This window comes from Stenotrophomonas sp. SKA14 (assembly GCF_000158575.1).
Taxonomy (GTDB): Bacteria; Pseudomonadota; Gammaproteobacteria; order Xanthomonadales; family Xanthomonadaceae; genus Stenotrophomonas; species Stenotrophomonas forensis.
Genome location: NZ_DS999412.1, coordinates 2,926,472 through 2,953,131, shown reverse-complemented (window position 1 = coordinate 2,953,131; position 26,660 = coordinate 2,926,472). Strand labels below are relative to the sequence as shown.

The 26,660-nt window shown below is 66.5% G+C and carries 26 protein-coding genes and 1 pseudogene; 9 read left to right on the top strand and 18 right to left on the bottom strand.

Annotated elements, in window-relative coordinates; genetic code table 11:
- Positions 1-52: 52 nt before the first annotated feature.
- The gene (locus tag SSKA14_RS13345; protein WP_040007758.1) at positions 53-679 is read right to left on the bottom strand and encodes a response regulator transcription factor; all 627 of its coding nucleotides are present in this window, start codon (positions 677-679) and stop codon (positions 53-55) included.
- A gap of 161 nt (positions 680-840) precedes the next feature.
- Entirely contained in the window at positions 841-1,437 is a 597-nt protein-coding gene (locus SSKA14_RS23065) for a helix-turn-helix domain-containing protein (RefSeq protein WP_083797368.1), read from the bottom strand.
- A 175-nt stretch (positions 1,438-1,612) separates the two neighbouring features.
- Between SSKA14_RS23065 and SSKA14_RS13335 the strand changes: the two genes are divergently transcribed.
- Positions 1,613-2,950: a serine hydrolase domain-containing protein gene (locus SSKA14_RS13335; RefSeq protein ID WP_157635951.1), complete on the top strand. Its 1,338-nt coding sequence runs from the start codon at positions 1,613-1,615 to the stop codon at positions 2,948-2,950.
- A gap of 95 nt (positions 2,951-3,045) precedes the next feature.
- Here the strand turns inward: SSKA14_RS13335 and SSKA14_RS23465 are convergent.
- The 10 genes and pseudogenes from SSKA14_RS23465 to SSKA14_RS13290 form a co-directional block, all read right to left on the bottom strand.
- A pseudogene (locus tag SSKA14_RS23465) lies at positions 3,046-3,396 on the bottom strand (response regulator); the annotation flags it as partial.
- Positions 3,397-3,520: 124 nt separating this feature from the next.
- Positions 3,521-4,054 carry a lipocalin family protein gene (locus SSKA14_RS13330; RefSeq protein ID WP_008265195.1) on the bottom strand — a complete coding sequence of 178 codons (534 nt, stop codon included), beginning with the start codon at positions 4,052-4,054 and terminating at the stop codon, positions 3,521-3,523.
- An 8-nt stretch (positions 4,055-4,062) separates the two neighbouring features.
- The gene (locus tag SSKA14_RS13325) at positions 4,063-5,136 is read right to left on the bottom strand and encodes a cyclopropane-fatty-acyl-phospholipid synthase family protein (RefSeq protein WP_008267574.1); all 1,074 of its coding nucleotides are present in this window, start codon (positions 5,134-5,136) and stop codon (positions 4,063-4,065) included.
- The gene (locus SSKA14_RS13320) at positions 5,133-5,918 is read right to left on the bottom strand and encodes a DUF1295 domain-containing protein (RefSeq protein WP_008265263.1); all 786 of its coding nucleotides are present in this window, start codon (positions 5,916-5,918) and stop codon (positions 5,133-5,135) included. Before SSKA14_RS13320 ends, SSKA14_RS13325 begins: the two co-directional genes overlap by 4 nt.
- Complete coding sequence (locus tag SSKA14_RS13315; protein WP_040007753.1) at positions 5,915-6,463, bottom strand: DUF2878 domain-containing protein; 549 nt, start codon at positions 6,461-6,463, stop codon at positions 5,915-5,917. The genes SSKA14_RS13320 and SSKA14_RS13315 overlap by 4 nt, the downstream gene beginning before the upstream one ends.
- Before the next feature lies 1 nt (position 6,464).
- Positions 6,465-7,724, bottom strand: coding sequence for a cyclopropane-fatty-acyl-phospholipid synthase family protein (locus SSKA14_RS13310; RefSeq protein ID WP_040007751.1), 1,260 nt, complete (start codon positions 7,722-7,724; stop codon positions 6,465-6,467).
- A complete protein-coding gene (locus SSKA14_RS13305) occupies positions 7,721-8,488 on the bottom strand; it encodes a DUF1365 domain-containing protein (RefSeq protein WP_008265804.1) in 768 nt (255 codons plus the stop codon). Before SSKA14_RS13305 ends, SSKA14_RS13310 begins: the two co-directional genes overlap by 4 nt.
- Positions 8,485-9,762 (bottom strand): FAD-dependent oxidoreductase, encoded by a 1,278-nt coding sequence (locus SSKA14_RS13300; RefSeq protein WP_008267458.1) that lies wholly within the window; start codon positions 9,760-9,762, stop codon positions 8,485-8,487. Before SSKA14_RS13300 ends, SSKA14_RS13305 begins: the two co-directional genes overlap by 4 nt.
- 1 nt (position 9,763) lies before the next feature.
- Complete coding sequence (locus SSKA14_RS13295) at positions 9,764-10,714, bottom strand: acyl-CoA desaturase (protein ID WP_040007749.1); 951 nt, start codon at positions 10,712-10,714, stop codon at positions 9,764-9,766.
- 81 nt (positions 10,715-10,795) lie between these two features.
- Positions 10,796-11,563 carry a hypothetical protein gene (locus tag SSKA14_RS13290; protein WP_008267167.1) on the bottom strand — a complete coding sequence of 256 codons (768 nt, stop codon included), beginning with the start codon at positions 11,561-11,563 and terminating at the stop codon, positions 10,796-10,798.
- Between the two features lie 131 nt (positions 11,564-11,694).
- Between SSKA14_RS13290 and SSKA14_RS13285 the strand changes: the two genes are divergently transcribed.
- Genes SSKA14_RS13285 through SSKA14_RS13275 form a run of 3 tightly spaced genes read left to right on the top strand, consistent with a single transcriptional unit; the run spans position 11,695 to position 13,692 of the window.
- Complete coding sequence (locus SSKA14_RS13285) at positions 11,695-12,318, top strand: sigma-70 family RNA polymerase sigma factor (protein ID WP_008268264.1); 624 nt, start codon at positions 11,695-11,697, stop codon at positions 12,316-12,318.
- A complete protein-coding gene (locus SSKA14_RS13280; protein ID WP_008267879.1) occupies positions 12,315-12,989 on the top strand; it encodes a ChrR family anti-sigma-E factor in 675 nt (224 codons plus the stop codon). Before SSKA14_RS13285 ends, SSKA14_RS13280 begins: the two co-directional genes overlap by 4 nt.
- Positions 12,990-12,999: 10 nt before the next feature.
- The gene (locus SSKA14_RS13275; RefSeq protein WP_040007746.1) at positions 13,000-13,692 is read left to right on the top strand and encodes an oxidoreductase; all 693 of its coding nucleotides are present in this window, start codon (positions 13,000-13,002) and stop codon (positions 13,690-13,692) included.
- Between the two features lie 2 nt (positions 13,693-13,694).
- On the opposite strand, the gene SSKA14_RS13270 is transcribed toward SSKA14_RS13275, so the two are convergent.
- The 3 genes from SSKA14_RS13270 to SSKA14_RS13260 are packed head-to-tail and all read right to left on the bottom strand — an operon-like array spanning position 13,695 to position 18,788.
- Complete coding sequence (locus tag SSKA14_RS13270; protein WP_008268363.1) at positions 13,695-16,094, bottom strand: hybrid sensor histidine kinase/response regulator; 2,400 nt, start codon at positions 16,092-16,094, stop codon at positions 13,695-13,697.
- Positions 16,087-16,554, bottom strand: coding sequence for a response regulator (locus tag SSKA14_RS13265; protein WP_008265985.1), 468 nt, complete (start codon positions 16,552-16,554; stop codon positions 16,087-16,089). The genes SSKA14_RS13270 and SSKA14_RS13265 overlap by 8 nt, the downstream gene beginning before the upstream one ends.
- A complete protein-coding gene (locus SSKA14_RS13260) occupies positions 16,551-18,788 on the bottom strand; it encodes an ATP-binding protein (RefSeq protein ID WP_040007744.1) in 2,238 nt (745 codons plus the stop codon). The genes SSKA14_RS13265 and SSKA14_RS13260 overlap by 4 nt, the downstream gene beginning before the upstream one ends.
- A gap of 266 nt (positions 18,789-19,054) precedes the next feature.
- Here SSKA14_RS13260 and SSKA14_RS13255 point away from each other — a divergent pair, with 266 nt between their 5' ends.
- Positions 19,055-19,348: a hypothetical protein gene (locus tag SSKA14_RS13255; RefSeq protein ID WP_008264777.1), complete on the top strand. Its 294-nt coding sequence runs from the start codon at positions 19,055-19,057 to the stop codon at positions 19,346-19,348.
- A gap of 16 nt (positions 19,349-19,364) precedes the next feature.
- On the opposite strand, the gene SSKA14_RS13250 is transcribed toward SSKA14_RS13255, so the two are convergent.
- Together SSKA14_RS13250 and SSKA14_RS13245 are read right to left on the bottom strand one after the other, a co-directional pair.
- Positions 19,365-19,850, bottom strand: a complete 486-nt coding sequence (locus SSKA14_RS13250) for a TspO/MBR family protein (RefSeq protein WP_040007742.1) — start codon at positions 19,848-19,850, stop codon at positions 19,365-19,367.
- A gap of 72 nt (positions 19,851-19,922) precedes the next feature.
- Positions 19,923-22,118 carry a hypothetical protein gene (locus SSKA14_RS13245; protein ID WP_040007740.1) on the bottom strand — a complete coding sequence of 732 codons (2,196 nt, stop codon included), beginning with the start codon at positions 22,116-22,118 and terminating at the stop codon, positions 19,923-19,925.
- A 133-nt stretch (positions 22,119-22,251) separates the two neighbouring features.
- Here SSKA14_RS13245 and SSKA14_RS13240 point away from each other — a divergent pair, with 133 nt between their 5' ends.
- Positions 22,252-22,731: a GNAT family N-acetyltransferase gene (locus SSKA14_RS13240; RefSeq protein WP_008264748.1), complete on the top strand. Its 480-nt coding sequence runs from the start codon at positions 22,252-22,254 to the stop codon at positions 22,729-22,731.
- 20 nt (positions 22,732-22,751) lie between these two features.
- Entirely contained in the window at positions 22,752-23,567 is an 816-nt protein-coding gene (locus SSKA14_RS13235) for a hypothetical protein (protein WP_040007738.1), read from the top strand.
- Between the two features lie 46 nt (positions 23,568-23,613).
- Here the strand turns inward: SSKA14_RS13235 and SSKA14_RS13230 are convergent, their stop codons facing one another.
- Complete coding sequence (locus SSKA14_RS13230) at positions 23,614-24,462, bottom strand: AraC family transcriptional regulator (protein ID WP_008267758.1); 849 nt, start codon at positions 24,460-24,462, stop codon at positions 23,614-23,616.
- 89 nt (positions 24,463-24,551) lie between these two features.
- Here SSKA14_RS13230 and SSKA14_RS13225 point away from each other — a divergent pair, with 89 nt between their 5' ends.
- Both SSKA14_RS13225 and SSKA14_RS13220 read left to right on the top strand, forming a co-directional pair.
- Entirely contained in the window at positions 24,552-25,037 is a 486-nt protein-coding gene (locus SSKA14_RS13225) for a DUF6265 family protein (RefSeq protein WP_040007735.1), read from the top strand.
- 104 nt (positions 25,038-25,141) lie between these two features.
- On the top strand, positions 25,142-26,461 hold the full coding sequence (locus tag SSKA14_RS13220) for a glycoside hydrolase family 2 (protein ID WP_050413377.1): 1,320 nt from the start codon (positions 25,142-25,144) through the stop codon (positions 26,459-26,461).
- Positions 26,462-26,660 lie beyond the last annotated feature (199 nt).

Genomic DNA, 26,660 nt, shown 5'->3' with positions numbered 1-26,660 from the left:
AGCAACAGGACCAGCAGCAGGGCGGGAGGCAGGCGCAGGCGTTGGCGCCGACTCACAGTGACTCCAGCTGCTGCCGCATGGCATAGATCTCCGCATCGTTGCGCAGGCCCAGCTTGCGTAGCGCGGCCTTCTTCTGCGTGCTGACCGTCTTGATGCTGCGATGGCGCTGCTGGGCGATCTCCGAGACGGTGAGGCCGGCCAGCAGCAGGTGAAGCACTTCACGTTCGTTGCGGCTGAGGTCTTCGCTGTCCGCCGGATTCCGGCAGTCTGGGGGTAGGCGGTCCAGCCCAAGCGACACGCGCACGATCGCTTCGGAAAGCAGCGGCAGCGGCTCGGCCTTGCTGACCACGCCCCTGACCCCGGCGTCGATCAGCGGGCCGATGTGGATGCCGGGTGACAGGGTGGCGAAGGCGAGCAGGGGGACGGCTGGGAATGCCGCGCGCAACAGCCCCACCAGCTCCATGCAGTCGCGATCCCCGCGCGCCAGCGCCAGGTCGATGATGGCCACATCCACCGGTGTTCTTCGCAGATCCTGGATGAACGCATCGCTGTGCCCGTGGCTGGCGACGATCCTGAAACGGACGTCCCGGGACAGATGCAGTGCGGTCCCGCGTCGGACGACTTCGTGATCGTCCAGGAGTGCCAGTCGCAGCCGGCGCGGTGCAGGATATCCATTCATGCGCACAGAGGTGGTCAGCGCCCGCGGGCGTGGCGACCATTCTGGCGCTGTTGCCATGCCGCACATCGAATTTGTTGGGTTTTTGCGATTATTCCTAAATATCGATCATCAATGAATATTGAACTTGGCAATGATCATTGATGGGGGCGATGGACGGCGGGTCAGGTCGATGCGCTGCGCGGCGTGTGTGCGGCGGGTGCCATCAGCACGGTCAGCAGCAGGGGGGCGCCCTGCGTGCCGGCGTCGAGCGCGGTGGCCTCAAGCGTTTCGATCAATGCGTTGATGCGGGCGAGTTGCTCGTCATCGGCGCGGAAGGACAGGTGCCGGACCGCGCAGTTGCGCTGCGGCCCTTCAAAGCGGGCGGCGGCGCGGGTGGCGGCCGAGGCGAACGCGCGCAGGGTGGCGGCGACCACGCGCGTGGCCACGCGTACGAGGCTCCGCCGGCCGGCCGGGGTGCGCACCGCGTCGCGGGAGGACAGCCGTGCCGAGACCGCCGCGTAGACGGCTTCGGGCCGGCGGCCGGTGTCACGGTGTTCGGTGATGCGAACCAGGCCGTGCTTCTGCAGGTGCGCCAGGTGGTGGTAGAGCGCGGTGGCGGGGCGGCCCAGGCGCTCGGCGAGTTCGCGGATGCTGGCCGGACCCTCCGCGTCCAGGCGCTGCAGTATCGCCATCCGTGCGGGCGAGGCCATCGCGGCAAGCTGGGCGGGAGTCAGCTTCAGCGGGGCCGGGCGGGAGTGGCTTGCAGTGGCGGATTTCATAATTCAAACTATAGTTCAAATTTGAATTATCGGGGCAGGAATGCGCACGGCACGTTTTTTGATGGCCCTGGCGGGCCTGCTGCTGGTGATGATCGGCAGTGTCGGGCCCACTGTTGCCGCGGAAGGGCCGCACAGTGATGCCGCGAGCAGGGCGAGCGCCCCACTGGATGCGGCCGTGATCCAAGGCATCGACCGTGGCGTCGGCCAGGTCATGCGCCGCTTCAGCGTTCCCGGTGCGGCGGTGATGGTGCTCCAGGACGGGCGCTTGATTCACGCCAAGGCCTATGGCCAGCGCGACCTGGCGCGGGGCCTGGTGGTGCGCACCGACACGCCCTTCGAGATCCGCTCGATCACCAAGCAGTTCACCGCCGCTGCGATCGTGCAGCTGCAGGAGGCCGGCAAGCTCAGCCTGGATGATCCGCTTGCCAGGTATCTGCCGGACGCCCCGCATGCGCACGAGGTGACCTTGCGCCAGCTGCTGTCTCACACCAGCGGCCTGCACGATTATTTCGACGGGCCCGAACAGGAGGTCGATGCCCTGGTGACGCAGCCCATTGCATTTGATCGGCTGATCGCGCGCATCCGCGATCGACCTCTCGATTTCGCGCCGGGCAGCCGCTGGTCGTACTCCAATACCGGGTACCTGCTGCTCGGCCGGTTGATCGAGGTGGTATCGGGCGAGCGCTACGTCGACTACGTGCGCCTGCATCTGCTGGAGCCGCTGGACATGCGGCACACCTTCACCCTGGCCGATACGGAGCGACTGCAGGGCATGGCGGTGGGGTACCGGCACGAGGCGGGCGTCCTGCGCCGATCACCCTATTTCCACCCGGACTGGAGTGGGGCTGCCGGCTTCCTGGTCAGTACGCTGGACGATCTCGCACGCTGGGATCGTGGCCTGAGCGGGGGCCGGGTGGTCAGCCCGGCCGGCTACCGCGAAATGACCACCCCGGTTCACACCGCTGAGGGCGGCAGTGCCGACTATGGGCTCGGGTTGTTCGTCAACACTGTTTACGGCCAGGCCCGGATTGGCCATACCGGTGGCTCGCAGGGATTCACCACCGCCGACGAGTACTTCCCCGAGCTTGGGCTGCGCATCATTGCCTTCACCAATCTGGGGGACAAGACGCCGGAGGCCGGCATCACGCTGACCAATGCGGTCTTCAGTGCGCTTCATCCCGCCATTGTCGCTGCGTGGAGCCGGCCTGCGCCTGGCGAAGAAGCCGCAGTGACGGCGCGTGCACGGGCGACGTTTGAACAATTGCAGGCCGGGCACGGTTATGTGGATTTCAGCGCGAACCTGCGTACAAGGCTGGAGGCGGGGCTGGGTGCTGGGTTGGCGAAGGCGGTCGGGCCCTATGGCAAGCCGGATGCCTTGGTCTTCAAGGGCACGCAGGCCAGCGAGAAGGGCATGATGTACCGCTACGTGGCCACGTTCGGCCCGGGCGTCTTCATGCCGTACATGATCCGCCCCGACGAAGAAGGCAGGGTTGCAGGGTTCGCGCTGGATTGAGTGCCGGGAGCGGCTGCCTCCTGTGGGTACGCTGGATTGCGAAGGTCGCCGTCCGGCCCCGGCGATGCAGTGGCGCGGCTGCCGCTGAGGGCGTGCTGCACGGCCTGCTGCAGTTTTTCGAGATGGAACGGCTTTGCAACGAACGGGACCCTGCGATGCCTTGCCGGCACCAACTGGTCATAGACCGCCGACACGAACAGATAGGGCACGCCGAGCTCGGCCAGGCGATCGGCGACCGGGAACACCACGCCGTCGCGCAGCTCGATATCCAGCACGGCGCCGTCGAACTGCCGGGTGTCGAGCAGCCCCAGTGCATCGAACACGCTGTACGCATGCGTCACCTGGTCGCCTTCGCGCTGCAATGCCTGTTCCATCAATGTGGCCAGGTCGAACTGGTCCTCCACCAGCAGCAGGTTGCAGGTGTGCGGGCGGGATTCGGGATGCATGCCGGTGGTGCCTGTTTCACGTGGGGAACCGCAGTGTGCGGCCGGCCGTATCAACACCGTGGATGCGCGGTGTCAGCCTGGTGCGAAGTGCTGGCCGAGCGGCCGCGCAGGGCCGTAGCAGGGGTCATCGCACCGACTGCGGTACCCGTCGCAGCTTCCGGGTGTCATAGCCCATTGCCGCGATGCGTTGCACTGCCTGCTGGTAGTCGCTGTCTGACACCTGCGGCGTGCGTGCCATGAACCACACATAGTCGCGCTTGCTGCGCGCCACGATGGTCTGATCGTAGTCATCGGCCAGCCAGGCGATGATGTACTCGGCCTGGATCGGCCAGATGAACTGCATGCCCCACACCGCGCCGTTGCCTTCCTTTTCGACCCGGCCGATGGGATGCATCGACTTCTGTGGCGCGTCGAAGCTGCCCTTGCGATAGGTGAAGGTGGTCTGGATGCGCCCATCGGGCCGCAGTGCGTAACTCTCGACGGCATCGAAGGCCTCGCGCTCGGGACGCGAGGGAATGTGGGCGATCACATACCAGTCGCCCATGAAGCGCGGCACGTCCACCGATGGCGGGCGCGGCAGGGGGCGTGTGTCATTGGAACTGCAACCGGTACCGAACAGTCCGACCGCCAGCAGCGGGAGCAACGAAAAAATGCGCATGCGACACCTCAGCGGGGGCGGAACAGGTAATGGGCCACCAGCCACTGCTGGCCATCGTCGTAGCCGAACAGTTCGGCGCAGGCCATCCAGAACATACGCCAGCGCTGCCACCAGATCCGTGCGGCCGCTTCGCCGTAGGTAACAACCAGCACCGGCATCACGCGGTCGCGGGCCGCATCCTGGTTGGCCAGCCAATGATCGGCGGTGCGCTGGTAATGGGTGCCATCGATCAGCCAACGCTGCTCCAGCCGCAGGTCGCGCTGGAAGTGCAGCAGGGTGTCGGCGGCAGGCATCAGCCCGCCGGTGAAGAAATGGCGGCCCATCCAGTTGTCGCCGCCGTCGGTTTCGAACGGATACATCAGCGTGCGGTGCGCGAAGATATGCACGAACAGCGCGCCGTCCGGCTTCAGCCATTGCGCGATGCGCGCGAGCAGGCGCTGGTAGTTGCGTACGTGTTCGAACATTTCGACCGAGACGCAGCGGTCGAACTGCGCAGGTGGCAATTCCAGCTGGTTGACGTCGCGGGTGAGTACCTCGACGTTGTGCAGCCCACGCGACGCACATTGCGCCAGGATGTGCTGGCGCTGGCTGTTCGAATTGGACACGGCGGTGATCCGGGCGAGGGGATAGCGCTCGGCCATCCACAGGGTCAGCGAGCCCCAGCCGCAACCCAGCTCCAGGATGTGCTGGCCATCGGCCAGCCCGGCACGTTCGCCGTACAGGGCCAGCATCGCGTCTTCGGCCTGGTCCAGCGTCTCGTTGCCGGTCGGGTAGTAGCAGCTGCTGTACTTCAGCTGCCTGCCCAGGCAAGCCTGGAAGAAGGCGGCGGGCACCTCGTAGTGCTGGCGGTTGGCGGCATCGGTATGCAGCGCCAGTGGGCTGTCGGCCAGTTCGGCGATGCGGCGGTTGAAGCGGGCCGACTGGCCCTCGATGCCGCCCTCGGCTTCCTCGTGCAGGCGCTGCGCGCACAGGCGTCGGATGCCGGCGCGCAAGGCTGCATCCGGAACCCAGCCGCGCTCGGCCCAGGCGATCAGCCCGCTCTCACCCGCTTCGGCGGGGTTCTGTGACGGGATCGCGTTCATGCGGAATGCTCCTTGGAGGCGCGTGGGAACCAGGGGAAGAACATCGGGGTCGTGCGCTGATACTCGCGGTAGTCATCGCCGCGACTACGCAGGGCCTGCTTTTCGGTGAACGGAATACCGCTGAGGTAGCGCAGGAACACATACATCAGCAGCGGCCCAAGCCAGGCCATCCACCACAGTGGCGAACCCACGGCCAACAGCACGTAGGTGAACCAGTGCAGCCATTCGAAGAAATAGTTCGGGTGCCGCGAGTAGCGCCACAGGCCATCCCGGCAGGTGCGGCCCTGGTTGGACGGGTTGGCGCGGAAGCGGGCCAGCTGGCGGTCGGCCAGCGCCTCACCCCCCACGCTGAGCAGCCAGACGCCCGCAGCGGCCACGATCCAGATCGACAGCCCCGGCCGTGGGTTGGCCACGACCGCGACGAAGGGCAGGGCGAACAGGATGATCAGCAGGGCCTGGGCCATGAAGAAACCGAAGATCTTTCCCTGGTGGCCATGCCAGTGCTCGCGCAGGTAGCGATAGCGCCCGTCCTCCGCTTCGTGACGGACCCGGTGCCACAGATGCAGGGCGAGGCGGCTGCCCCACACGCCGCCGAGCACGCCCACCGCCACCCGTGGCATCAGCGCGCCATCGCCGAGCAACGCAAGCAACAGCGCAGATGCGCCGACGCCCTTGGCCCACAGCACATCAACCACCCCGATGTTCGTGTGGCGACATTGCCAGGCCCAGCCCCAGCTCATTATCAGCACGGCGTACAACAGCACCCATAACAGGTCGATCATGACGGCGCTCCAGCGAGGGGTGGCTGCGGCGTGCCGCGCGTTCCGCGCCGGGCACGGCTGCACAGCAGGGAAAGCGCGATGCTCCAGCCAATGCCGAGCACGAGCAGGCCGTGCCATGCCGGCGCTGCGAACCGTACCGCGTCGAAGCCGCGCGCAGCAGAGAGGTAGGCCAGCGGCGCCAACAGCAGGCCGAACAGCATCGGCAGCGCGGCGTGCCGCTGCAGGAAGCGCATCGAGGTGGTCAGCGTCATCGCGAACGCCGCCCACAGCGCCATGATCCACGGCGGCGGCGCCCAACCGAACGCGGCGGCGGCATAACGCACCGTGCCGCTGGCCGCTGCGCTGGCGTCAACCAGCCAGGCGCAGGCCAGTGCCCATGCCAGCAGCCGGAGCTCCAGCCTCGGCTGCGGGGACGTGAGCAGTTGGCTGCCGATGTACAGCGTCGCAGCCAGCAGTGCGGGCCACTGCCAGCCGCGGCCGGCGCCGGCCACGGCGCTCAGCCAGACCAGTTGGTTACCGAGCAGGTTGGCCCAGAAGCGGCCCATCTCAGTGCCCGCCGTCCGCATCCGTGATCGGCCGATGGCCGGGGCGCGCCAGCAGCAGGTGCGAGACACCGATCGAGCGCTCCAGGAAGCCGCCCTCGCAGTACGCCAGGTAGAACTCCCACAGCCGGCAGAAACGCGCGTCGAAGCCTTGTGCCTGCACGGCGGGCAACTGCGCCAGGAAGCGCTGGCGCCAGGCGCGCAGGGTCAGCGCATAGGAGTGCCCGAAATCCTGCTGGGCGATCAGCTGCAGGTCGCTGGATCGGGTCTTGGCCGCCATGATCGCGTTGATCGAAGGAATGAAGCTGCCCGGGAAGACGTAGCGTTTGATGTAGTCGACGCTGCGCCGGGCCTGCTCGTAGCGGTGATCCTCGATGGTGATGGCCTGCAGCAGGGCCACGCCGTCCGGCTTCAACAAGCGCTGCAACGTTGCCATGTAGGTATCCAGGTACTCGGCGCCGATGGCTTCGATCATCTCGATCGAGACGAGCTTGTCGAACTGGCCCTGCAGGTCGCGGTAATCCTGCATCAGCAGGGTGACCCGGTCCTGCAGGCCGGCGGCCTGCACGCGCTCGGCAGCCAGCGCATGTTGCTCGGCGGAAATGGTGGTGGTGGTGACGTGGCAGCCATAGTGCGTTGCGGCATGCACGGCGAAGCCGCCCCAGCCGGTGCCGATCTCCACCACGCGATCGCCAGGGCTGAGCCGCAGTTGCTGGCAGATGCGGTCCAGCTTGCGCCGCGAGGCCGATTCGAGCGATTCGCTTTCATCGGAGAACAGCGCCGAGGAATACATCAGGTCCGGCGACAGGAACAGGGCGAAGAAGTCGTTGCCGAGATCGTAGTGCGCGGCGATGTTGCGGCGGCTGCCTTCACGGCTGTTGCGGCGCAGGCGGTTCCAGCCGCGCAGCAGCCAACCGCCGGCGCGGGCCGGGCCGTGTTCCATGCTGTCGAGAAGATCGCGGTTGCGTACCAGCAGCCGTATCAGCGCGACCAGATCGTCGCAATGCCATTCACCGTTGATGTAGCTCTCACCTGCGCCGACGCTGCCTTGCGCGGCGACCTTCCTGTAGAACGCCGGGTCGTCGATGCTGACGGTGGCATTCAGTTCGCCCCGGGCATCGCCAAGCCAGACTTCGCCGAGCGCGTCGCGCACACACAGCCGGCCCTCGCGCAGCGGGGCGAGCTGGGCCAGCAGGCGGCGGCGCAGGAAGGCATCCAGTGCGCCCGGGCGCGGCAGCGCGACCGAAGGAGTCATCGAGTTCATCGCGGTTTCCCGGCAAGGTTGGGGTGGTCGTGGACGGGGTTGCGCTTCAGCCACAGGCGCAAGGCCTGCCAATGGATCGCGCCCACCACCTGCAGCGTCATCAGCGGATAGCAGGCAAGCACCCGGGCCAGGCCGGGGCCATCCAGTGCGCGGCGCTGCATGGCCTGGGTGGCATCGAACTGGCGGACACCGTCGCGCCAGACCTGCATGTGCACGCGCAGGTCTCCGCCGGGCACGTTAAAGCGCCAGTCATAGCGGCAGTCCATCGGCATGAAGGGCGAGACGTGGAAGCCTTTGTCGAACTGCCAGCGCAGCGAGGTGCCCTCATGGGTGGCCGCGGAGACCGGCAGCACATAGGCATGCCGTTCCTTCCACGGGGTGTTGGTGATTTCGGCCACGATGCAGTCCAGGGTGCTGCCATCGGGCTGGTAGCAGTAATAGAAGCTGACCGGATTGAACACATGCCCGGCAAAGCGCAGGTGGGTGAGAAGGCGCACCGGTCCACCCGGCCGGAAGCCGAGGGTGGTCGCGGCGTGGTCGCGTACTGTATCGGCCAGTGGCCGCGTGGAATCACCGAAGTAGTCGCTGCGGCGGAATTCGGCCAGGTTGCGCCGATTGATCGACCACAGCCAGCGGCCAGCGAACACCGTATCGAGCTCGTCCAGGTCGAGCAGCAGCTGCGCGATCGGGTAACGGAACGCGTGCGGGTGCGGGTGATGCCGCCGATGCATCACCTGCCCGAAATAGAGCGCGCTGGTGCTCACGCGGCAACCTCGCTTGCCTCCGGCAACAACCGGTGCGGCTCGCAGGCACGCAGCGCATCGACTACGCGCCGCGCACTGCGGATTCCATCCTCATGGAAGCCCCAGCCCCAGTACGCGCCCGCAAACCAGGTGTGGCGACGGCCCTGCAGCTCGGGCCAGCGCTGCTGGGCCCGGACGGCTGCGTGGTCGTGCACCGGGTGGGTGTAGCGCAGCGTGCGCAGGACCTTGGTCGGGTCGATCGCCTCGCTGCGGTTGAGCGTCACCACCAGCGGCGTGTCACCGGGCAGGCCCTGCAGCAGGTTCATGCAGTAGCTGACCGTGCAGGGCGCAGACGGGTCACGCGGCACATGCGCGTTCCATGCGGCCCATGCCTTGCGATTGCGCGGCAGCAGCGTTGCGTCGGTGTGCAGCACCGCTTCGTTGGGCTGGTAGCGGATGGCAGCGAGCACCTCGCGTTCGACAGGGTCTGCGTCACCCAGCAGCGCCAGCGCCTGGTCGCTGTGACAGGCCAGGATCACCTCATCGAAACCTTCTACGCCGGCAGCACTGTGCACGCGCGCGCCCCACGGCATGCGCTCGACCGAATGCACCGGGCACTGCAGCCGCTCACGCACGCGCCAGCGGGCGCGCAGAGCGTCGACATAGCGCGCCGAGCCGCCGCTCACCACCCGCCAGGGGGAGCGCCCGCTCATCTGCAGCATCTGGTGGTTGGCCATGAACTGGGCCAGGTAGCGGGCCGGGAAGTCCATCACCGAGCGGGTGGGGGAGGACCACAGCGCCGATGCCATCGGCAGCAGATGCTCTTCGACGAATGCCTCGCCGTAGCGCTGGGCATGCAGGTACTGGCCCAGGGTGGGGCCTTCATCTTCGGCCAGCAGCAATGGCGCGTCCCGGTAGAACCGGCGCAGGTCGGCCAGCATGCCCCAGAACCGGGGTGACAACAGGTTGCGGCGCTGGCAGAAAAGCCCGTCCAGCGAGGTGGCGTTGTACTCCACGCCGCTACGCTCGCTGTGCAGGGAGAAGCTCATCGTCGTAGGCTGGGACGCCACGCCCAGTTCGTCGAACAATGCCGTCAGCAGCGGATAGTGCAGCGGATTGAAGACGATGAAGCCGGTGTCCACCGCCATCTGCAAGCCATCCACCTGCACGTCGTGGGTATGGGTATGGCCGCCCAGATAATCGTTGGCCTCGAACAGCGTGACCTCGTGTTCGCCGTCCAGCCACCAGGCGCTGGCCAGGCCCGCAATGCCGGAGCCGATGATCGCGATGCGCATGTCAGTACCTCGCCTTGGCCAGCACCCACTCGGGAATCGGCTTGAGGCCCTTTACCAGGCCGAAGGCCGCCATCACGCGCAGGCCGTACCAGGTCAGGTCCACCTCCCACCAGCGGAAGCCCTGCCGGACCGTTCCCGGGAAGAAGTGGTGGTTGTTGTGCCAGCCTTCGCCAAAGGTAAGCAGGGCCAGCCAGAGGTTGTTGCGGCTGTCATCGCGGGTCTCGAAGCGGCGGCGGCCGAATCGATGCGCCAGCGAGTTGATGGTCACGGTGGCGTGGAACAGCACGATGGTGGAAATGAAGAAGCCCCACACCAACAGCTGCGGTCCCGAGGTGTGCAGGCCCGGCGCCCAGCGCTCCAGGCCGGCGCCGAGCGCATACAGCGCTGCGGCCAGTAGTACGGGAACCGCGGTGTCGAAGCGATCCAGCCAACGCAGTTCCGGGAAGCGCGCCAGATCCGGAACGCGCGACAGGTCCGTGGCGAAGGCCTCGCGGGTCAGAAACCAGCCCATGTGGCTGCGCCAGAAGCCACCTTCACGCGGCGAGTGCGGGTCCAGCGGCTGGTCGGCGTGGCGGTGGTGATGGCGGTGATGCGCGGCCCACCACAGTGGTCCGCGTTGCACGCTGGCGGCCCCGATGACAGCGAATACGAACTGCACCGCTCGCGATGCCTGGAAGGTGCGATGCGAAAAATAGCGGTGGTAGAACGCGGTGATTGCGAACATGCGCGCGGCATAGAGTGCCGCCGCAACGATCACTGCGGTCCATGACACCCCCACCCAGATCACCGCCAGGCACGCCACATGCATCAGTGCGAACGGTACCGCGCGCAGCCAGTCGATACGCCCGGGGCGGTCGACGGCGCCGTCTGCAGCACTGCCGGTGTCGACCCAGCGCTGCACTGTGCGCAGCAGGCGCCAACGGCGACGGGGGAGGGGCGCTGCAGAGGCCATGAGGGGTCTCGAAGGGGGTCGTGTCTTCTCTCTACGCAGCACAATGCCCACTGGATGCGTGCTTCCGCTGTTAGTTTCACTTCACCCGGACGTCACGCCGCAGCCGGCGACGAGCGGTTGCGCCCATGCCTGCTGCCATTCGCTGGCGCTGCTTGCGCGCGCAGCGGTGGCGAATCGAACCACCACCTGCGGATAGTGGCCCCGTGCATCGCGCAGGTTGCTGGTGCCCTGGAACTCCAGCAGTCGTCGTTCGGTATCGGCATAGACCAGCTGCAGCCGCGGCGCGATGCCGCCATACCAGGTGTCGAGGCTGACCTCGATCTGCTGCGCGGCCACCCCCTGCCAGCGCAGCGGGCCAGTGCGGCGAACCTGTACAGGGAAATAGCGCTGCCGCCCCGGAACCAGGAACGGCAGCGAGATGCGCTCGCCGCGCATCAGCGCCGGCCAATGCTGGCGCACGGCGGCGTCAAAGCCGGCATCTATCACGGCATCAGCGGGCAGTTCCAGGCGGCGCTGGCGCGATGGGGCATCGGCATCCTCCTTCCAGTCGATCAGGACACTGCCGCCGGCCACCTCGATCTGCACCTTCTGGCCGCTGCGCAGATCGTCCAGCAAGTAGCCGCGCGCCTGCGGACGGGAGGTCGCGGGCAGGTGCTTGCGGGCGAAGGGGCGCCCATCCGGGCACTGGTACAGCACCCAGCGTTCGGCGCCTTCGCTCGCGTCGCGCTGCCAGTGCACTTCGCGATAGGCGGCGGCGCCTTGCCCGGTGCTGGCAAGGCCTTCGGTCCGCAGCCAGGGGGCTGCCAGCGCGGCGTGGGGGAGGCACAACAGCAGCCAGGCGGTCCGCATGATCGTCATCCGCAGGGTGGGCCCTGGTCATACGGCAGGCGCGGCCGGATGGATGCGGTCCGTGGCCTGCATCCAATCGCCACCGACGCGCGTACAGAGGACAGACCTTCACCTGCCCGCCGCGAACGCAGATGTACCCTGACGCCGCCAGCACTCTCCTCACCTTCGATACCGCACGCATCGTGTCCAGTTCCCAGCAGCCGAGCAGCGAGCCGACGAACTGGGCCGGTGACATGGACAGGGTCGCCCGCCTGCGCGACTGCGACTGTTTCATGCGGATCTACGACCATTTCATGCCACGGTTGTGCGTCTATCTGCGCGGCCTCGGCGCATCTGACGCGGTGGCCGAAGAGCTGGCGCAGGAATGCCTGCTGCGGTTGTGGCTGCGCGCCGCCGACTACGACGCCGCCCAGGGGGCGCTGAGTACCTGGCTGTACCGGATTGCCCGCAACCTGCATATCGATCGGGTGCGGCGCGAGCGCAGCTGGCTGCAGGTGCAGGCGGCGGTGGAGGACGCGGCAACCGTGGATATGATCGAACGCAGCAGCGCCGAACAGTTCGCCGACCAGGCGCGGCTGCGCCAGCGCATCAACGAGCTGCCTGCCGTGCAGGCGCGATTGGTGCGGATGTCCTATTTCGAAGCCAAGAGCCACAGCGAGATTGCCGAGGCGCTGGGCATGCCGCTGGGCACGGTCAAATCGCATCTGCGACGCGCCTTCCTGCAACTGCAGTCGAAAGTGGGAGGTGCGCTGTGAATCCGCACCACCATCTGCACGAATCCACATTGATGAGCTATGCGGCCGGTGCGCTGCCCGCGCCGTTGAGCATCGTGGCCGGCGCCCACCTGGAGCACTGTTCGCAATGCCGCCAGCGCCTGCGCGAGGCCGAAGCCATCGGCGCGATGTTGCTGGAGCAGACCCAGCCTGCTGCAAACGACGCGCGCCGCGAGCAGCTGCGCGAAGCGATGCTGATGCAGCTGGCGACGGAGACGGAAACCGATCTCCCCTCCGCTGCGCGGCCGCTGTTGCAGGAGCGACCGGGGGCGAATCCGGACCATCTCCCGGCGTCGTTGCATCCGTATTTCGGCAGCACCTTGAGTGGCCTCCGCTGGCGCTGGATGGCACCGGGCGTGCACTGCATCCGCGCCGAACAGATGCCATCGCTGATCATGTTGAAGATTGCGCCGGGCAAGTGCCTGCCGATGCACAGCCACGGACGCAGTGAACTGACCCAGATCCTTCGCGGTTCGTACAACGACGCGCTGGGCCTGTTCGCGCCGGGCGATGTGGCGGACCTGGATGAGGAGGTGGAGCACCAGCCCGTCACCGCACCGGGCGTGCCGTGCATCTGCGTGTCCGCGCTGGATGCGCCGCTGGTGTTCAGTGGCTGGCTGGCGCGGAAGATCCAGCGCTTCGTGAAGCTTTAGGGTGACCACAATGGCGGCTGCCGGTGCATTGCGGGTTCTGTTGACCGGCGCTACCGGGTTGGTGGGGCAGGGCGTGGCCCTGGCCTGTCAGCGCTCACGCCAGGTGTCTCAGCTGACTGCACTGGTCCGGCATCCGGGCAGCCTGCGCGGTGCCGGTAGCGAACTGATCGTGCCGGAGTTCCTGCGCATCGAAGCGCGCCAGGATGAACTGGCAGGGTTCGATGCCTGCTTCTACTGTGCCGGTGCGCCACCGGTAGGCACCGCCGAGGCTGAGTACCGTCGCGTTACGCTGGACACCACGCTTGCCGTTGCCCGGGCGTGGGCGGCGGCCAATCCGCAGGGGTGCTTCCTGTATGTGTCCGGTGTAGGCGCAGATGCGGGCAGCCGGCTGATGCCGCTGCGCATCAAGGGCGAAACCGAGCTGGCGCTGCAAGCGCTGCCGGTTCGCACGGTGATGTTGCGCCCGGGTGGCGTGCGCCCGGTGGAAGGCACCGACACCCGCCACGGCCTGCTGAAGCCGTTGTACTGGGGTGGCGCGCCGCTGATGAAACTGGCCGGCGCGATCGCGCCCTCGCTGGTGACCAGCAATCTGGCGCTGGGCCAGGCAATGATCGCGCTGGCCGGCCGGGAGCATCCGCCGGCCACGGTCGAGTGCGCGGACATCAACCGGATCGCGGCGGGAGTGCGCGATCCGGCCCCTTGATCTCAGTGCAGGGCACCCTCCAGCGCAGTCCGTACCGCCTGCGCCAGATCACTGCGGGTGAACGGCTTGGGCAGCAGCGCGGCCGCGCGGCCCTGGCTGCCGACCGCATCGTGGTCACGCGGGTAGCCCGAGGTGAACAGCACCGCGACGTCCGGCCAGCGTTCGCGCACTTCGCGCACCAGCTCCCAGCCCGACATCCCAGGCATCACCACGTCGGAGAACAGTAGATCGACGGTGGTGTCAGGGCGCTCCAGCAGGCGCAGGGCCGAAGGGCCGTCGTGCGCCTCCAGCACGCGATAGCCCAGCACGCGCAGCGCGTCCACGGTATGGGCACGGACATCGTCGTTGTCCTCGGCCACCAGGATGGTTTCTTCGCGCGGCGAATAGCCGGCCAGTCCGGTCTGCGGTGCCGTTCCCTCACAGGGCAGGGCCAGCGCCGAGCGCGGGAACATCATGGTGATGCTGGTGCCGCCGCCTTCCACCGAATCGATCAGCACATGCCCGCCGGACTGCTTGACGAAGCCGTGCACCATCGACAGGCCCAGGCCGGTTCCCCGGCCTACCTGCTTGGTGGTGAAGAAGGGCTCGAACACCCGCGCCAGCGTGGCTGCATCCATGCCGTGTCCATTGTCGCGGACCCGCAGCATCACGTACTCGCCCGGTGCTGCATCAGGGAAAAGGGCCGCGTAGTCGTGGTCGAGATGGCTGTTGTCCACTTCGATGGCCAGCCGACCACCGTGTGGCATGGCGTCGCGGGCATTGACGGCCAGATTGAGCACGGAGGCCTCCAGCTGGCTGACGTCGATCTCGATGCACCAGATGTCCTCGGCGACGCGGATGTCCAGCTGCACCAGTTCGCCCAGTGCACGCTGCAGCATGTCATGCATGTCCAGCAGGCGGTCGTTGAGGTTGGCGGCCTGGCTGTGCAAGGGCTGGCGGCGAGCAAACGCCAGCAGGCGCTGGGTCAGGCTGGCGGCGCGGCCGACGCCCTTGAGGGCATTGTCCAGCGCACGGCCGACCATCGCTCCGGGCTCGCCGGCACGCTCGCTGAGCAGCATGGCGTGCTCGACGTTGCCGGAGATCACGGTGAGGATGTTGTTGAAATCGTGGGCGATGCCGCCGGTGAGCTGGCCCACCGCCTCGATCTTCTGCGCCTGCCGCAGCGCGTGCTCGGCCTGCAGCCGGGCGGTGGTTTCCACCGCCTCCGAAACCACGGCGGTGACCGCGCCCTCGGCATCCAGCAGTGGGCGGAACGAGAAATCGAAGCTGCGTCGGCCGGTCGGCAATTCCAGATCAAGCGCATGCAGCGAACTGTGCCCCATGGCGGCATCGGCAATGGCCCGGTCAACGGTCGCGCCGATGTCATCGGTGCCAGCGAACCAGGGCGACTGCCCGAAACGCAGGCCCATCACCTCGGGCTTGTCGGCCAGCACCGCGGCCAGCGAGGCGATGTTGGCATCCACCACCTGGCCCGCGAGGTCCAACAACACCTGGTGCTGGAAACTGGATTCGAAGATCGCCTGCAGGCGTCGCTTGCTGGCCCGCAGTTCGGTGGTGCGCGCCTGCACCTGCCGTTCAAGCAGCTGGTTGTCCTCGCGCAGCGCCAGTTCGGCCTGCTTCAACCCGGAGACGTCGCTGCCCAGGCAGATGTAACCCACCACCTCGCCATCGGCGCCGCGTTCGGGCACGCAGTCCATCTGCACAAATCGTGACTCGCCACTGCGGTGCGCCAGCTCCACCTGGAAGCTGCTGCGCTCGCCCCGCAGCACCTGCTGCAGGCTGGGCAGGGCATGCTCGAACGCGGAAATGCCGCTGACATCACGCGCACTACGGCCCAGCAGTTCAGCCAGGCTGATGCCGTGCCAGTCCAGGAATGCCTTGTTGGCAAAGCGATAGCGGTGCTCCTTGTCGAGCTGGGCGATCAGCGCCGGCACGGCATCGGTCACCTGCTGCAACTGGGCCTGGCTGTCGTTCAGTGCGGCCTGTGCATCGGCCAGCTGGGTGCGTTCGCGGGCTTCCTGCTGTGCCCGCCGGATGGCATCCGGCAAGCGCTGCAGCCGCTGCTTGACCACGTAGTCACGTGCGCCGCGGGTCAGCGCCTGAACTGCCAGTTCTTCGGTAAGCGTGCCGGAGACGAAGATGAAGGGGGTGTGCGGAATCCGCTCGCGTGCAAGCGCGAGCGCCGCATCGCCGTCGAAGCCCGGCAGCACGTGGTCGGCGAGGATCACGTCGAACGGATGGTGGTCGATTGCCTCGATGAAGGTGTTGCGGGACCACACCCGCTCGACCTCGAAATCCAGGCCGGCGCGTTGCAGTTGTGCGGTGATCAACTCCGCATCAAGCGCACTGTCCTCCAGCATGAGGATGCGCAGGCGCTCGCTGCGGCGCGATCCATCATGCATTGTGCTGCCCCGATCCATTGGGGCGATGGGGCGGCGGCTGATTGGTGATGCCCCAGAACATGCCCAGCCCCTGGATGGCATCGAAGAATTCCTTGAAATCGACCGGCTTGACCACGAAAGCATTCACGCCCAGTTCGTAGCTGCGCACCAGGTCCTGTTCCTCGCGCGAGGAGGTCAGCATCACCACCGGCGTACTGCTCAGTTGCGCGTCACCGCGCACCTGCTCCAGCACCTCCAGGCCGTTCACCTTGGGCAGCTTCAGGTCCAGCAGCACCACCACCGGGCAACCGTGGTTGGCGCCGGCGAACTTGCCTTCGCAGCGCAGGTAGTCCAGCGCTTCGGCCCCGTCGCGTACATGGATGACATCGTTCAGCAGCTGGCAGCGCGACAGCGCGGCCAGTGTCAGCTCGGCATCCTTGGGGCTGTCCTCGACGAGGAGGATCGGCCGCAGGTCCCTCATGGGTGATCTCCTGTGGAACGGGGTATGGTGAAGTGGATCGTGGCGCCCTTGCCAGGCTCACCCTCGGCCCAGGTCCTGCCGCCGTGGCGGCTGACGATACGGCGTACATTGGCCAGGCCGATGCCTGTGCCTTCGAATTCCTCGACGTGATGCAGGCGCTGGAACACGCCGAACAGCTTGTCGACATAGCGCATGTCGAAGCCGCAGCCGTTGTCGCGTACGAAGAAGTGGTCCTCCTCCTCGCTGCGCTCATGGCCGACCTCGATCACCGCATGCTCGCGCTCGCGGGTGAACTTGACCGCGTTGGAGAGCAGGTTCTGCCAGACCAGGCGCATCATCGTCGGATCGGCGTGCACCCCCGGCAGCGGCGCCAGCGTCCACTGTACGTCGCGGCCGGCGTAGTCCAGCGCCAGGCTCCTGCGCACGTCCTCGGCAAGCACCGCCATGTCCAACCGCGCCCGGCCAAGCGTGGAGCGCCCCATCTGCGAGAAGCTCAGCAGATCGTCCACCAGCGTACCGGCCGATTTGGCCGATTCCACGATGGTGTCGAGGAAGCGGCGTTCGGTATCGTTGAGGCGTTCACCGGCCGAGCTGCCCAGCAGCTCCGAATAGCCGACGATGTGGCGGAAGGGCGCGCGCAGGTCATGGCTGACCGAGTACGAGAAGGCTTCCAGCTCCTTGTTGCTGCGCATCAGCTGTTCGTTCAGCTCGGCCATTTCCTCGGCCTTGCGCAGCACGATGTCGACGATGGCGGTGCGCATCTCGTGCGCGGCATCGCGGTCGGCGTCATTCCACGGCAGGCTGCGATGCTGCACGGTTTCCTTCCACGCCTCGAAGGAGCTGCGCGGCGACAGCACCACGTCCGGCGCGGCGGTCTTGCGTGGGTCGCCGCCCCAGCGCACGGTGCGCACCACCTCGGGGCGGAACCACATCAGGTAGCTGTCGTGCAGCTGCGAGATGGACACCGCCAGCACGCCACTGGCCACGTCGGCCAGGCGCACGCCGGGCGACCAGTCACCGGCCAGATGGTCGGTGCAGTACGTTTCCTGCCCGGCCTGCTGTGCGGCCAGCCAGTCGGCCAGGGCCAGCACGTCGGTCGCGGGCGGGCACAGGCCCACGCGCATGCAGTCGCCCTTGTGCACGATGGCCGCGCCGGCCGCGCCGGTCAGCGACAGCAGGCTGGTTTCGTCGTGGCGCAGCGCGGCCATGAAGTCCTCGTCGCCGGCCATGCGGGCCAGCAGCTTGACCAGCACCGAGCGCCGCGCCACGCGCTCTTCAATGGCACGCGCACGTTCCTTCAGGGCAATCTGCAGTGACAGGATCTGGCCCATGAACTCGCACGCAGTGCGCACGTGGTAGGGCAGGCGACGTGGGTCCACCGTGTGGCACGACACCAGGCCCCACAGCTGGCCCTCATGCACCAGCGACACCGACATCGATGCCCCGGTGCCCATGTTGCGCATGTACTGCATGTGGACCGGCGATACGCTGCGCAGTACCGCCAGGCTGAGGTCGGTGGGCGGCGCGTCGCGATGGTCCTCGGCGCGCATCAGGGGCGCCGCGGTGTAGTTGTTGTCTGCGATCAGCCGTACACGGTTGCGCCGATACAGTTCGCGGGCCTGGGCCGGAATGTCCGACTCGGGAAAACGCAGGTCCAGGTAGGACGGCAACAGGCCGTTGCCATCCTCGGCCACCACGATGCCGTTCCAGCCCGCATCGAACTGGTAGACCAGGGTGCGATCAAAGCCGGTGAGCCGGCGCATGTGCTCGGCGGCCAGCTGGCACAGGTCCTCCACCGTCGAGGCCGACTCGATGGCGGTCATCAGCTCGCGGATGGCCGGGTAGAGCTCCTCCAGCGAGCCCGGCTGGCCGGGAACGGGTGACTCCAGCTCGACCAGCAGGTCGGTGGCAGAGCGGTGCACCAGCAATTGATGCCGGCCGTGGCCATCCAGGTGCACGGCGCCGACGTGGGCGCTGCTGCCGACCGCGGCCTGCTGGAAGAGCGCCTCGAACGGCGCCAGCACGCCGCCCAGCACTTCGCTGACGTGCTGCATCAGCGGCTCGCCGAACTGCTGCAGCAGCCTGGGCTGGCTGATGGCGCGCTCACGCACCCGCAGTGAGTGCGGCTCCAGTACCAGAAGCACACCGTACGGCTGGATTGCGCCCGGCGTATGAATCGGTTCGCGTGCACAACGGGACAGCGCAGCGTCGTGCTTGGACTCAACGGAAGGCATCAAAGGCGGCACTCATGATTCATGGATGACGGGAACATCCCGGACGGGGACATCCCAGCACTGCATCCGCTATTCCGTGATGGTGAAGCAAAAGCGTGCATTCGCATACCCTTCGTGAGTGTGAAGGGCGTTTCATTGAAAACTGAACTCTTCACTTTCGCCGGTTGGCGACCGCTTGCGTGTTTCGCAGAAGGTACATGTGCGCTGCACGCTCGCTGCACAGCGGGTTGCCTACCGTAGGCCAACCTCCTTGAGCCACCACGACCGTGAACCTGCAGACCCTGCCTCCCATGCCGTACCGCATGCTGCCCGACAGCTGCCAGTTCGAACTGCTGGATGTGGATGCGCTGCAGGACCCGGCCAGTGGCCGCCTGCTGCACCTGTACTCGCTGGTCGCCCGCTGCCTGTCGTGCGAAACGGTGTTCAAGGCCGAGGAAGGGCAGGGACTGGTCAGCCACTCCGCATCGCGGGTGGTGCGTTGCCCTGCCGGCTGCGGCCAACAGGCATTCAAGCCGTCACTGTTGCGTGCTTGGCAGCCGCAGGTGGCCGCGCAGGCGTGAGGGCGCTGATGGGTGCTCACAGCACCCCAGGGTTGGCACGCCACACGGCGAAATTGAGCGCCGAGGCGAACGAGATCCAGGCAAGGTAGGGCAGCAATAGCTTTGCGGCGCCACGCTGGATGCGCAGGAAGCCGAGGATCGTCGCGCACACCAGCACGATCAGCACAAGAATGTCAGCAAAGGCGAGTGCGCCCAGTTTCCAGCCGAAGAACAGCCAGCTCCACAAGGCGTTGACCGCGAGCTGCACTAGATAGAGTGTCAGCGCTGGTCGCGCACCGCGCCAACCGCGCTCCCGCCAGACCAGCCAGGCGGCAACGGCCATCATCGCGTAGAGCAGGGTCCAGACCGGCCCAAATACACTGGCAGGCGGTGCCCAGGCCGGCAGGGTGAGGCTGGCGTAGAAGCTGGCAGCGGAAGTGGACGCCCACGCGCCCAATGCGGCCGCCGCAAAGGTGACCGCGAACCATCCCAGAAGACCCAGCGCCTGCGAACTCCGCTTCATTGCGTACAACTCCATGATACCTATGCCCCCTCATACGAACGAAGGCGGCAAATGGATGCAGGCCGGCGGCGATCAGTCTGAAGTGCCCGTGGCGTTCCCGTCCTGGCCTGAAGGCAGCAGGGAAGGGCGCTGCTCGAACCACTCGCGCGCCTTGGCCAGATGCCACTGGCGCTGGTCACCATCGAGCTCGATGCCAGCACCCAGCAGCCCCCAGCGCAGATATAGATCGCCACGCTTGCGCTGTTCCAGCAGATCCAGGCGTGCGCGCACCGAGAGGCGATCATTCTCGGCTTGCAGACCGTCGATGATCAGGTGACCCGGCCGCCAACGCAGCCTGGCCTGTGCATCGACCTGCCCGGAATCCAGCAGCGACAGGGTCCAGCGCGGGTAGTCGGTGCGCGTGGCGAATACCGCCAGCAGGGGGCGGGCATCGCTCAGGGTCAAGTCGGTGGTGGCGTCCATCTGGAATGGGGATTGCGCGTCGATGCGGCCTTGCTTGAACGCAGCACGGCCTTTCCATGCCGTGCTGGACGCGGTGCCAGCCACCTGCACATTGCGCAGTTCGACGGTGGTGCCGGACAGGTCGAAGTGGCGCTGGTTGAAATCGCCGCGGCGCAGGGTTGCGTTCACGTCGACATCGCCGCCCATGTCCAGGCCTGCCACCTTGGCGCTGGCGTTGCGACCCAGCAGGCGCGCCGTGCCATGGCCAACGCGGCCATCGGTGTCGAGCGTGGCATCGCCACTGAGGCTGCCGGTGCCACGCAACAGTCGTAGCTGCGACGAGCCCAGGTAGCGGTTGTAGGCGGCCAGGTCCGGAATGGTGGCTTCGCTGAAACGCAGCCGGGCGCGTACACCCTTGCGCAGTTCCTGCAGGCGGCCGTCGCCGGTCAGGTCCACGGCCAGGTCGCGACCGTCGAACAGGCGCACGTCCTTGGCATCGCTGGGGCGTGCACTGAAGCTTGGCAGCCGGATCGCCAGCTGTGCCTGATTGGGCGTGCCGGCCTTCAATTCGCCATGCGCACTGGCGGTGCCGGCCAGGCGCACGCCGGCAACTTCGGCCACGGCGGCCGCCGAAGGAATGTCCACGGTGCTGCCTTCGATCAGCTCGCCATGGCGCAGGCGCAGGTCGGCCTTCAGCGTGCCGCCGCCATCCAGCTGCAGCCACGGCTTGCGCACGAACAGGGCAGGGATCCAGTTGAGCGACGTAAAGGTCCATTCGCCGCGCACGGTGCCGGAACTGCGCTCCAGCAGCTGGACCGGCGCCTGGAACGGGATGTCGCGCCCGGTGATGTGGATGTCCGCATCAACTTCGCTGCCCGAGCCCGGCTTGGGCGGCAGGCGCGCCTGCAGGCGCAGGTCGTTGGCCACGTTGAGCTGCAGCGCGAGCAGGCCACGATCAGGCGCGCCATCGCCCAGATAGAGCGGAACCTGCCAGAGCGCACGGTCGCCGGGTTGCAGCTGGCCGTCGATCAGGTGGGCGGCCAGCTGCAGGCGGCCAAGCACCGGCGCGCTGGAAATGCGCGGCTGCTGCGCATCGGTATCCATGCGCAGGCCCTGGCTGCGTGCATCCACCTCAAGTTGCGCGTGCAGGATCTTCAGCTTGGCCAGCCCCGGCGCCTGGTCGCGGTAGTGACGTGGATAGCTGAAGCGCGCGGTCAGATTCATGTCGCCCAGCAGCTGCACGCCGTCAAAGCTGGTGTCCGCATCGCTGAATGAGACCTCGGAATCGAACAGCTCGGACGGGCCGCCGCGCAGCTGCTTGAGGAAGCCGACCGTGCCCTGGCCCTTGCCGATGATCAACAGCTTGCCGAACCGAGCGCTGCGGATGCTGTCGCTGTGGATCGCGTCGAAACGCAGGGTCCAGCCCTGGTCGCTACGGGGAGGGGGCGGGATGGCATCCTCGACGCGGCTGATTTCGGCGGAGACCCCTGTGGCCTGCAGCCGGGGCACCCGCACCTCCCGCTTGAACAGGGGAAATACCGCCAACCGGGCGCTGGCGCGCTCGGCGTGCAGCACGTAGACGGTGTGGTTCACGTGGCCGCGCATGTGCACGTTCCAGGCAATGACGTGGCCCGGCAGCAGCGTGATGGCCGGGCCGGTGGTCATCACGAACTTGTGCGGCTTGCGGTTGGTGACCTGGTCGAACAGCGGGGTGTTGAGGAAGATGTTGCCGGCCAGCAGGTAGAGCGCGTAGATGCCCAACAGGACATAGCCCACGACGCGCCATCGGCGAAAACGGTGCGGGATGCGCGCGGAAGTAGGGGGCATGTACTGCTCTGCAAGCCGGAATTGCCTCAACTATTGCGGAACCGATGGCGGCGGTACGTGAAGCAGCTACGGCCGTGTGGTTTGTTTCTGCTAGTGTCCGCCTTGGCCACTACGCCGATCCGCGAGGACTCGCATGGAAATCCGGGCTGCCACCGCAGGTGACTTCGACGCCATGTGGGGGATCTTCAGCGCTGCCATTGCGACCGAGGATGCGCTGCCGTTCGCCGGCACCTTCGAGGCCAGCACCTTCCAGAGCTACTGGTTCGGGCTGCAGCCGGCTTATGTGGCAGTTCTGGAAGACCGCGTAGTCGGAATGTACAAGATGGGCGCCAACTTCCCCGATCTGGGCGCACACGTGGCCAGCGCCACCTACGTGGTCGATCCGTCGGCTCAGGGGCGCGGCATTGGGCGAGCGCTGGTGGAGCACAGCCTGGACCGGGCGAGGGCGGAAGGCTTCCTGGCCATGCAGTTCAACTACGTGGTCAGTACCAACGCGCCGGCCGTCGCGCTGTACCGGAAGCTGGGGTTTGCGGTGGTCGGAACGCTACCGGAGGCATTCCGGCATCGAACGCTGGGGCTGGTGGACGTGTTTGTGATGCACCGGTTTCTGTAGCGGCCTGGAGTAGAGCGAGCATGATCTGGCGAACATCCTGCGTCCTTGTATTCTGCTCTTTCATGGGTGCCTGCGCCTTGCAGCCAAAGAGCATCCCGCCGCAGGTCTCATCCGCAGGTTACACATCGGTCAGCTCGACCCTTCTGGCAGGCTGGATCTATCTGCGCAGTGAGAGCTATCTACCTGGATCGAACCTTGCGTCCGGCCCCCCTGAGATCAAGACATGCGAGTCGGTCACACACAGGATCCAACTCGAGATCTACCCGGGCATCGAGCCAGATGTTGAAAGAACCTGCCGGAACATAGACGCCTCCGCCACCGAGGCGGAGCGATGGTTCCCCAAGCACGGTACCCGCTATTCGGTCATCATCGTGCCCGAAGGGCAATCCATTTCCGTGAGCAGGTGGAGTTTCGGATATCGATCGGCGCACCTTGCGTTGGCTGTGGCGGCATTCGGTAACCAAGAGAGACGAGAGGGAAATCTTGTTGATCTGGTGGCGCATGAGACCTTTCATATACTCGGTCGAATTGCCGGGGATGCCCGTGGGCAGGATGAGTACTATGCCTACTACGCGGGCTTGTGCGCTCAGCTCGTGGTGCTTGGATCGATTCCCGAATCCGCCTTGCCAGGAGCCCCGCTTCAAGGGGGCGTGGATGAACCAACGCGGGCATCTTCGGATTTGGCGTATCGGGTGAGGCGTGAAGCCTTGCTGCTGTCCCGGGACGGTTCGATCAAGGCAGGTGAAGATGGCGGCAGCGCACTCGCTCTGCGCTGCATCGAGTTGCAGAAGGTGACAGCGCGGCCAGATTTCAATCGGGGCCCGAACGGATCGTAATGGGCCGTCCGCTGTCCTGGCTGGAGGGCTTGGTAGAGCAGGGGGCTCACGGCATGCGACCGGCACTGGTTCCGCGTACAAACGCCGCTGCCAACTGCAACGCATCGCTGCTGCCGCGATCGCTGCGCAGTGCATGGGCCAGTCGGCCGGGCGTGACGCCGGTCCAGTGCAGCAGCTCATGCGTGGCATGGGCCTGGTCGCTGTAACCGTGACGCGCGGCGGCCGAGGCGATGCTGGCCGCTTCGCCATCCAACGTGCGCAACAGCGCCTGCAGTCGGCGGACACGGGCGTATTCTTTGGGCGTCATGCCCACAGCGGCCAGAAAACGCGTCTGCAGGGCGCGCAACGAGATGCCAACCCGGCGTGCCAGTTCGGCGATACGCAGGTCGCCCTCGATGGCATCCAACGCCGCAACCGCCTGCTCGACGCGCTCATCCAGTGAGAAGCCGGCGCAGCGCTCCCGCAGGATCTGCCAGAGCGGCTCGGGCGAACCGCTTGCCGCACTGGCGCGGGCGGCCGTGCTGAACACTTCGGCAAAGGCAGCATCCAGTGTGTAGAGGTCCGGCGCCTGGTCGCGAAGCCCGGGCAACCGAGGGCCAGCAACCAGAGCGCTCGCTGCCGGCTGCAGCCGCACCCCGATGCAGAACACCGCGCCGACGGCCTGCAGACGGATCGGACCACATTGCTGAGCCGCGAAACAGAACGGCAGATCGGAACGGATCTGGCCATCGGCACCATGCAGATGCAGCGGCACGCCAAGCTCGGCAATCAGCTCGCAACGGCCATCCGGGTAGATGACCTGCACGTCATTCCCGGGCGCCTCGTCCCGCAGCCACCACAGGCACTGGACATGCCGGCGCAGCTCGTCGGGGGCAGGGTGCTCGAAGTAGTCCATGCGGCATCGGACGCCATCTTGCGCGTTTTTACAAGCGGACCGGGCGTCGTGCCGCTAACCTGCGGCGAACCCAACCAGGAGGTCAGGGCATGTTGAGGTCGAAGATGGTGTTGCTGGGCGCAGGACTGGCGTTGGCGAGCGGCGCGGCTACGGCGGCGCCGGCCGAGTTCGACTGGTTGGCCGGGCATTGGTGCGGTGGCACCGAGGAACGCCGGCTGGACGAGGTCTGGCTGCCGGAGGCTGGCGGCGCGTTGCTTGGGATGTCCCGTACGCTGAGGCGCGGCAGCATGGAGTCATACGAGTACATGCGGCTCGTGCCGGCAGGCAAAGCGGCTGGCTTTCATGTGCAGCCCAATGGCGTGGCGCCGACCACGTTCGTCATTGCCGAGCATGGCGAGAACTGGGTGGTGTTTGAGAATCCGCAGCATGATTTCCCGAATCGCATCGAGTACCGGCGCGATGGCGCCGACTTGAAAGCCAGCATTTCCGGGACGGGGGAGGATGGGAAGATTCTGCGGATTCCGTTCGACTATCGGCGCTGTGGTGATCAGGGGGAGGCGGGGCAGGGGCGGTGAGCGGTCCGGCCCCCGATTGTGCTGGTGACGCTGTCGGTCCATCCTCTGGAGCGCAAACCTGCTCTCAGTTGGCGGCAGGCGTTCGACCTCACAGAGGACCCGTAATGACTGCGGCGACCAGATTCCAGTTCCTCGCACCATCGGCGCAACGCACGCTCGTGACAGGCATCCTGGCGCTCACCTTGGTGGCCTGGGTGTGTACTACCGCCGTCCTTGCCATCGGCGGTCGGCCTGATCCACCCAGGCTCCGCGCTGTGGCACCTCTGATTGACGGGCCATGGAAATTTCATGTCGGTGACGATCCGCGCTGGGCGGGTATCGCGGCGGATGATTCGTCCTGGAAAACGCTCGACCTGAGCGCACCGGCCAGCAGCATCGACGGCGACGTGGGGCTGCCCAACTATGTCGGCGGATGGATGGCACACGGTCATTCCGGGTATCAGGGATATGCCTGGTACCGGCGCTCGCTTGTAATTCCAGAGGGCGACCGCGTGTGGGACATCCTCGGGCCCACCGCCGTGGAGGATGGCTACGAGCTGTACTGGAACGGCAAGCGCCTGGGGGGCTCAGGCAGGCTAGGGCAGTCGCCTCGTGTCGTGGGTACGCGGCCGATGATCTTTTCGCTGCCCGCCGATGCCGCAGGCACGCAGGGCGTGATTGCCATAAGAACATTCATGCAGCCCGGCAGCGTTGCCGGCCCTGCGAGCGGCGGCATCCACGTAGCCCCAACCCTTGCCCCGCAACCAGAAAGCCGTGAGCTGTATCGCGTGCAATGGTGGCGTACCGTCGCGGGCTACATTGTTGAAGTGGTCGAGCCGCTTGCGATGGCGATGGTGATCGTGTTGGCGCTGTCGCTAAGGCCGCTCAGCAGCCATCAGTCGTTCATCGCCTTCGTTTGTGTCGCGCTTCTGCTCTCTGCCGTGAAGCGGCTCGACAACGCGATCGTCTCCTGGACGGATCTGCTCAGCCTTCCTGCCTACACATGGTTGAACAATGTGCTGTGGATGCCGCTCAGCCTGGCGGCATGGGCGCTGTCGTGGAATCGCTGGGCGCTTCCACCTTCGCGGGGGATCGATGCTGGCGCCCTTGTTCTGGCGGCTCTCGGGATTGCCGGAGGCGTTATGGGGGCGGCTTGGGGCACACAGGTCTTCCGCCTCGGCACACTCGCGCTGCTCGTGCTTGTCGCCGCGCGGATAGCCCGCAATGGGCCAATGCGCGGCATGGCACTGACCGTGCTTCTTGTGATTACCGTATCGCAGTACACGAGCGAACTCGGTTCGTTAGGGGTTCCAACGATGTGGTTCCCGTTCGGGATTGGCGTGACGCTGACCCAGTATGTGTATGGAATCGCCATCCCGTTGCTGGCGGCGTTGATCGTGCGTACGGTAGCGACGGCTAAAGCGGTTCCTGGTAGGTGGCAGTGAAACGGCGCCGGTGAGAGGGCCAGTAGTGTGGCGGCATTGATCACGAGGGTTGGCCAGGTTCCGATGACGCCCAATCAGGCTCCAGGTCAGAGCAGGAGCTTGGGGCTGGCCAGGGGTCGTGTGGGCTCTTAAGCTCCATAACATAATATACATACTGCCGTCGCCAGAGCCGTTAAGTCCCTGAATCTTAACGGGATTT

Coding starts and splice junctions, on each gene's coding strand:
- SSKA14_RS13300 (WP_008267458.1), bottom strand. CDS start 9,762: ATGCGCATCGCGATCATCGGCTCCGGCATTGCGGGCCTGGCCAGCGCC.
- SSKA14_RS13310 (WP_040007751.1), bottom strand. CDS start 7,724: ATGAACTCGATGACTCCTTCGGTCGCGCTGCCGCGCCCGGGCGCACTG.
- SSKA14_RS13275 (WP_040007746.1), top strand. CDS start 13,000: ATGGCGGCTGCCGGTGCATTGCGGGTTCTGTTGACCGGCGCTACCGGG.
- SSKA14_RS13290 (WP_008267167.1), bottom strand. CDS start 11,563: ATGCGGACCGCCTGGCTGCTGTTGTGCCTCCCCCACGCCGCGCTGGCA.
- SSKA14_RS13250 (WP_040007742.1), bottom strand. CDS start 19,850: ATGAAGCGGAGTTCGCAGGCGCTGGGTCTTCTGGGATGGTTCGCGGTC.
- SSKA14_RS13285 (WP_008268264.1), top strand. CDS start 11,695: ATGTACCCTGACGCCGCCAGCACTCTCCTCACCTTCGATACCGCACGC.
- SSKA14_RS13325 (WP_008267574.1), bottom strand. CDS start 5,136: ATGAACGCGATCCCGTCACAGAACCCCGCCGAAGCGGGTGAGAGCGGG.
- SSKA14_RS13220 (WP_050413377.1), top strand. CDS start 25,142: ATGACTGCGGCGACCAGATTCCAGTTCCTCGCACCATCGGCGCAACGC.
- SSKA14_RS23065 (WP_083797368.1), bottom strand. CDS start 1,437: ATGAAATCCGCCACTGCAAGCCACTCCCGCCCGGCCCCGCTGAAGCTG.
- SSKA14_RS13295 (WP_040007749.1), bottom strand. CDS start 10,714: ATGGCCTCTGCAGCGCCCCTCCCCCGTCGCCGTTGGCGCCTGCTGCGC.
- SSKA14_RS13260 (WP_040007744.1), bottom strand. CDS start 18,788: ATGCCTTCCGTTGAGTCCAAGCACGACGCTGCGCTGTCCCGTTGTGCA.
- SSKA14_RS13235 (WP_040007738.1), top strand. CDS start 22,752: ATGATCTGGCGAACATCCTGCGTCCTTGTATTCTGCTCTTTCATGGGT.
- SSKA14_RS13320 (WP_008265263.1), bottom strand. CDS start 5,918: ATGATCGACCTGTTATGGGTGCTGTTGTACGCCGTGCTGATAATGAGC.
- SSKA14_RS13230 (WP_008267758.1), bottom strand. CDS start 24,462: ATGGACTACTTCGAGCACCCTGCCCCCGACGAGCTGCGCCGGCATGTC.
- SSKA14_RS13270 (WP_008268363.1), bottom strand. CDS start 16,094: ATGCATGATGGATCGCGCCGCAGCGAGCGCCTGCGCATCCTCATGCTG.
- SSKA14_RS13245 (WP_040007740.1), bottom strand. CDS start 22,118: ATGCCCCCTACTTCCGCGCGCATCCCGCACCGTTTTCGCCGATGGCGC.
- SSKA14_RS13225 (WP_040007735.1), top strand. CDS start 24,552: ATGTTGAGGTCGAAGATGGTGTTGCTGGGCGCAGGACTGGCGTTGGCG.
- SSKA14_RS13240 (WP_008264748.1), top strand. CDS start 22,252: ATGGAAATCCGGGCTGCCACCGCAGGTGACTTCGACGCCATGTGGGGG.
- SSKA14_RS13345 (WP_040007758.1), bottom strand. CDS start 679: ATGAATGGATATCCTGCACCGCGCCGGCTGCGACTGGCACTCCTGGAC.
- SSKA14_RS13330 (WP_008265195.1), bottom strand. CDS start 4,054: ATGCGCATTTTTTCGTTGCTCCCGCTGCTGGCGGTCGGACTGTTCGGT.
- SSKA14_RS13265 (WP_008265985.1), bottom strand. CDS start 16,554: ATGAGGGACCTGCGGCCGATCCTCCTCGTCGAGGACAGCCCCAAGGAT.
- SSKA14_RS13315 (WP_040007753.1), bottom strand. CDS start 6,463: ATGGGCCGCTTCTGGGCCAACCTGCTCGGTAACCAACTGGTCTGGCTG.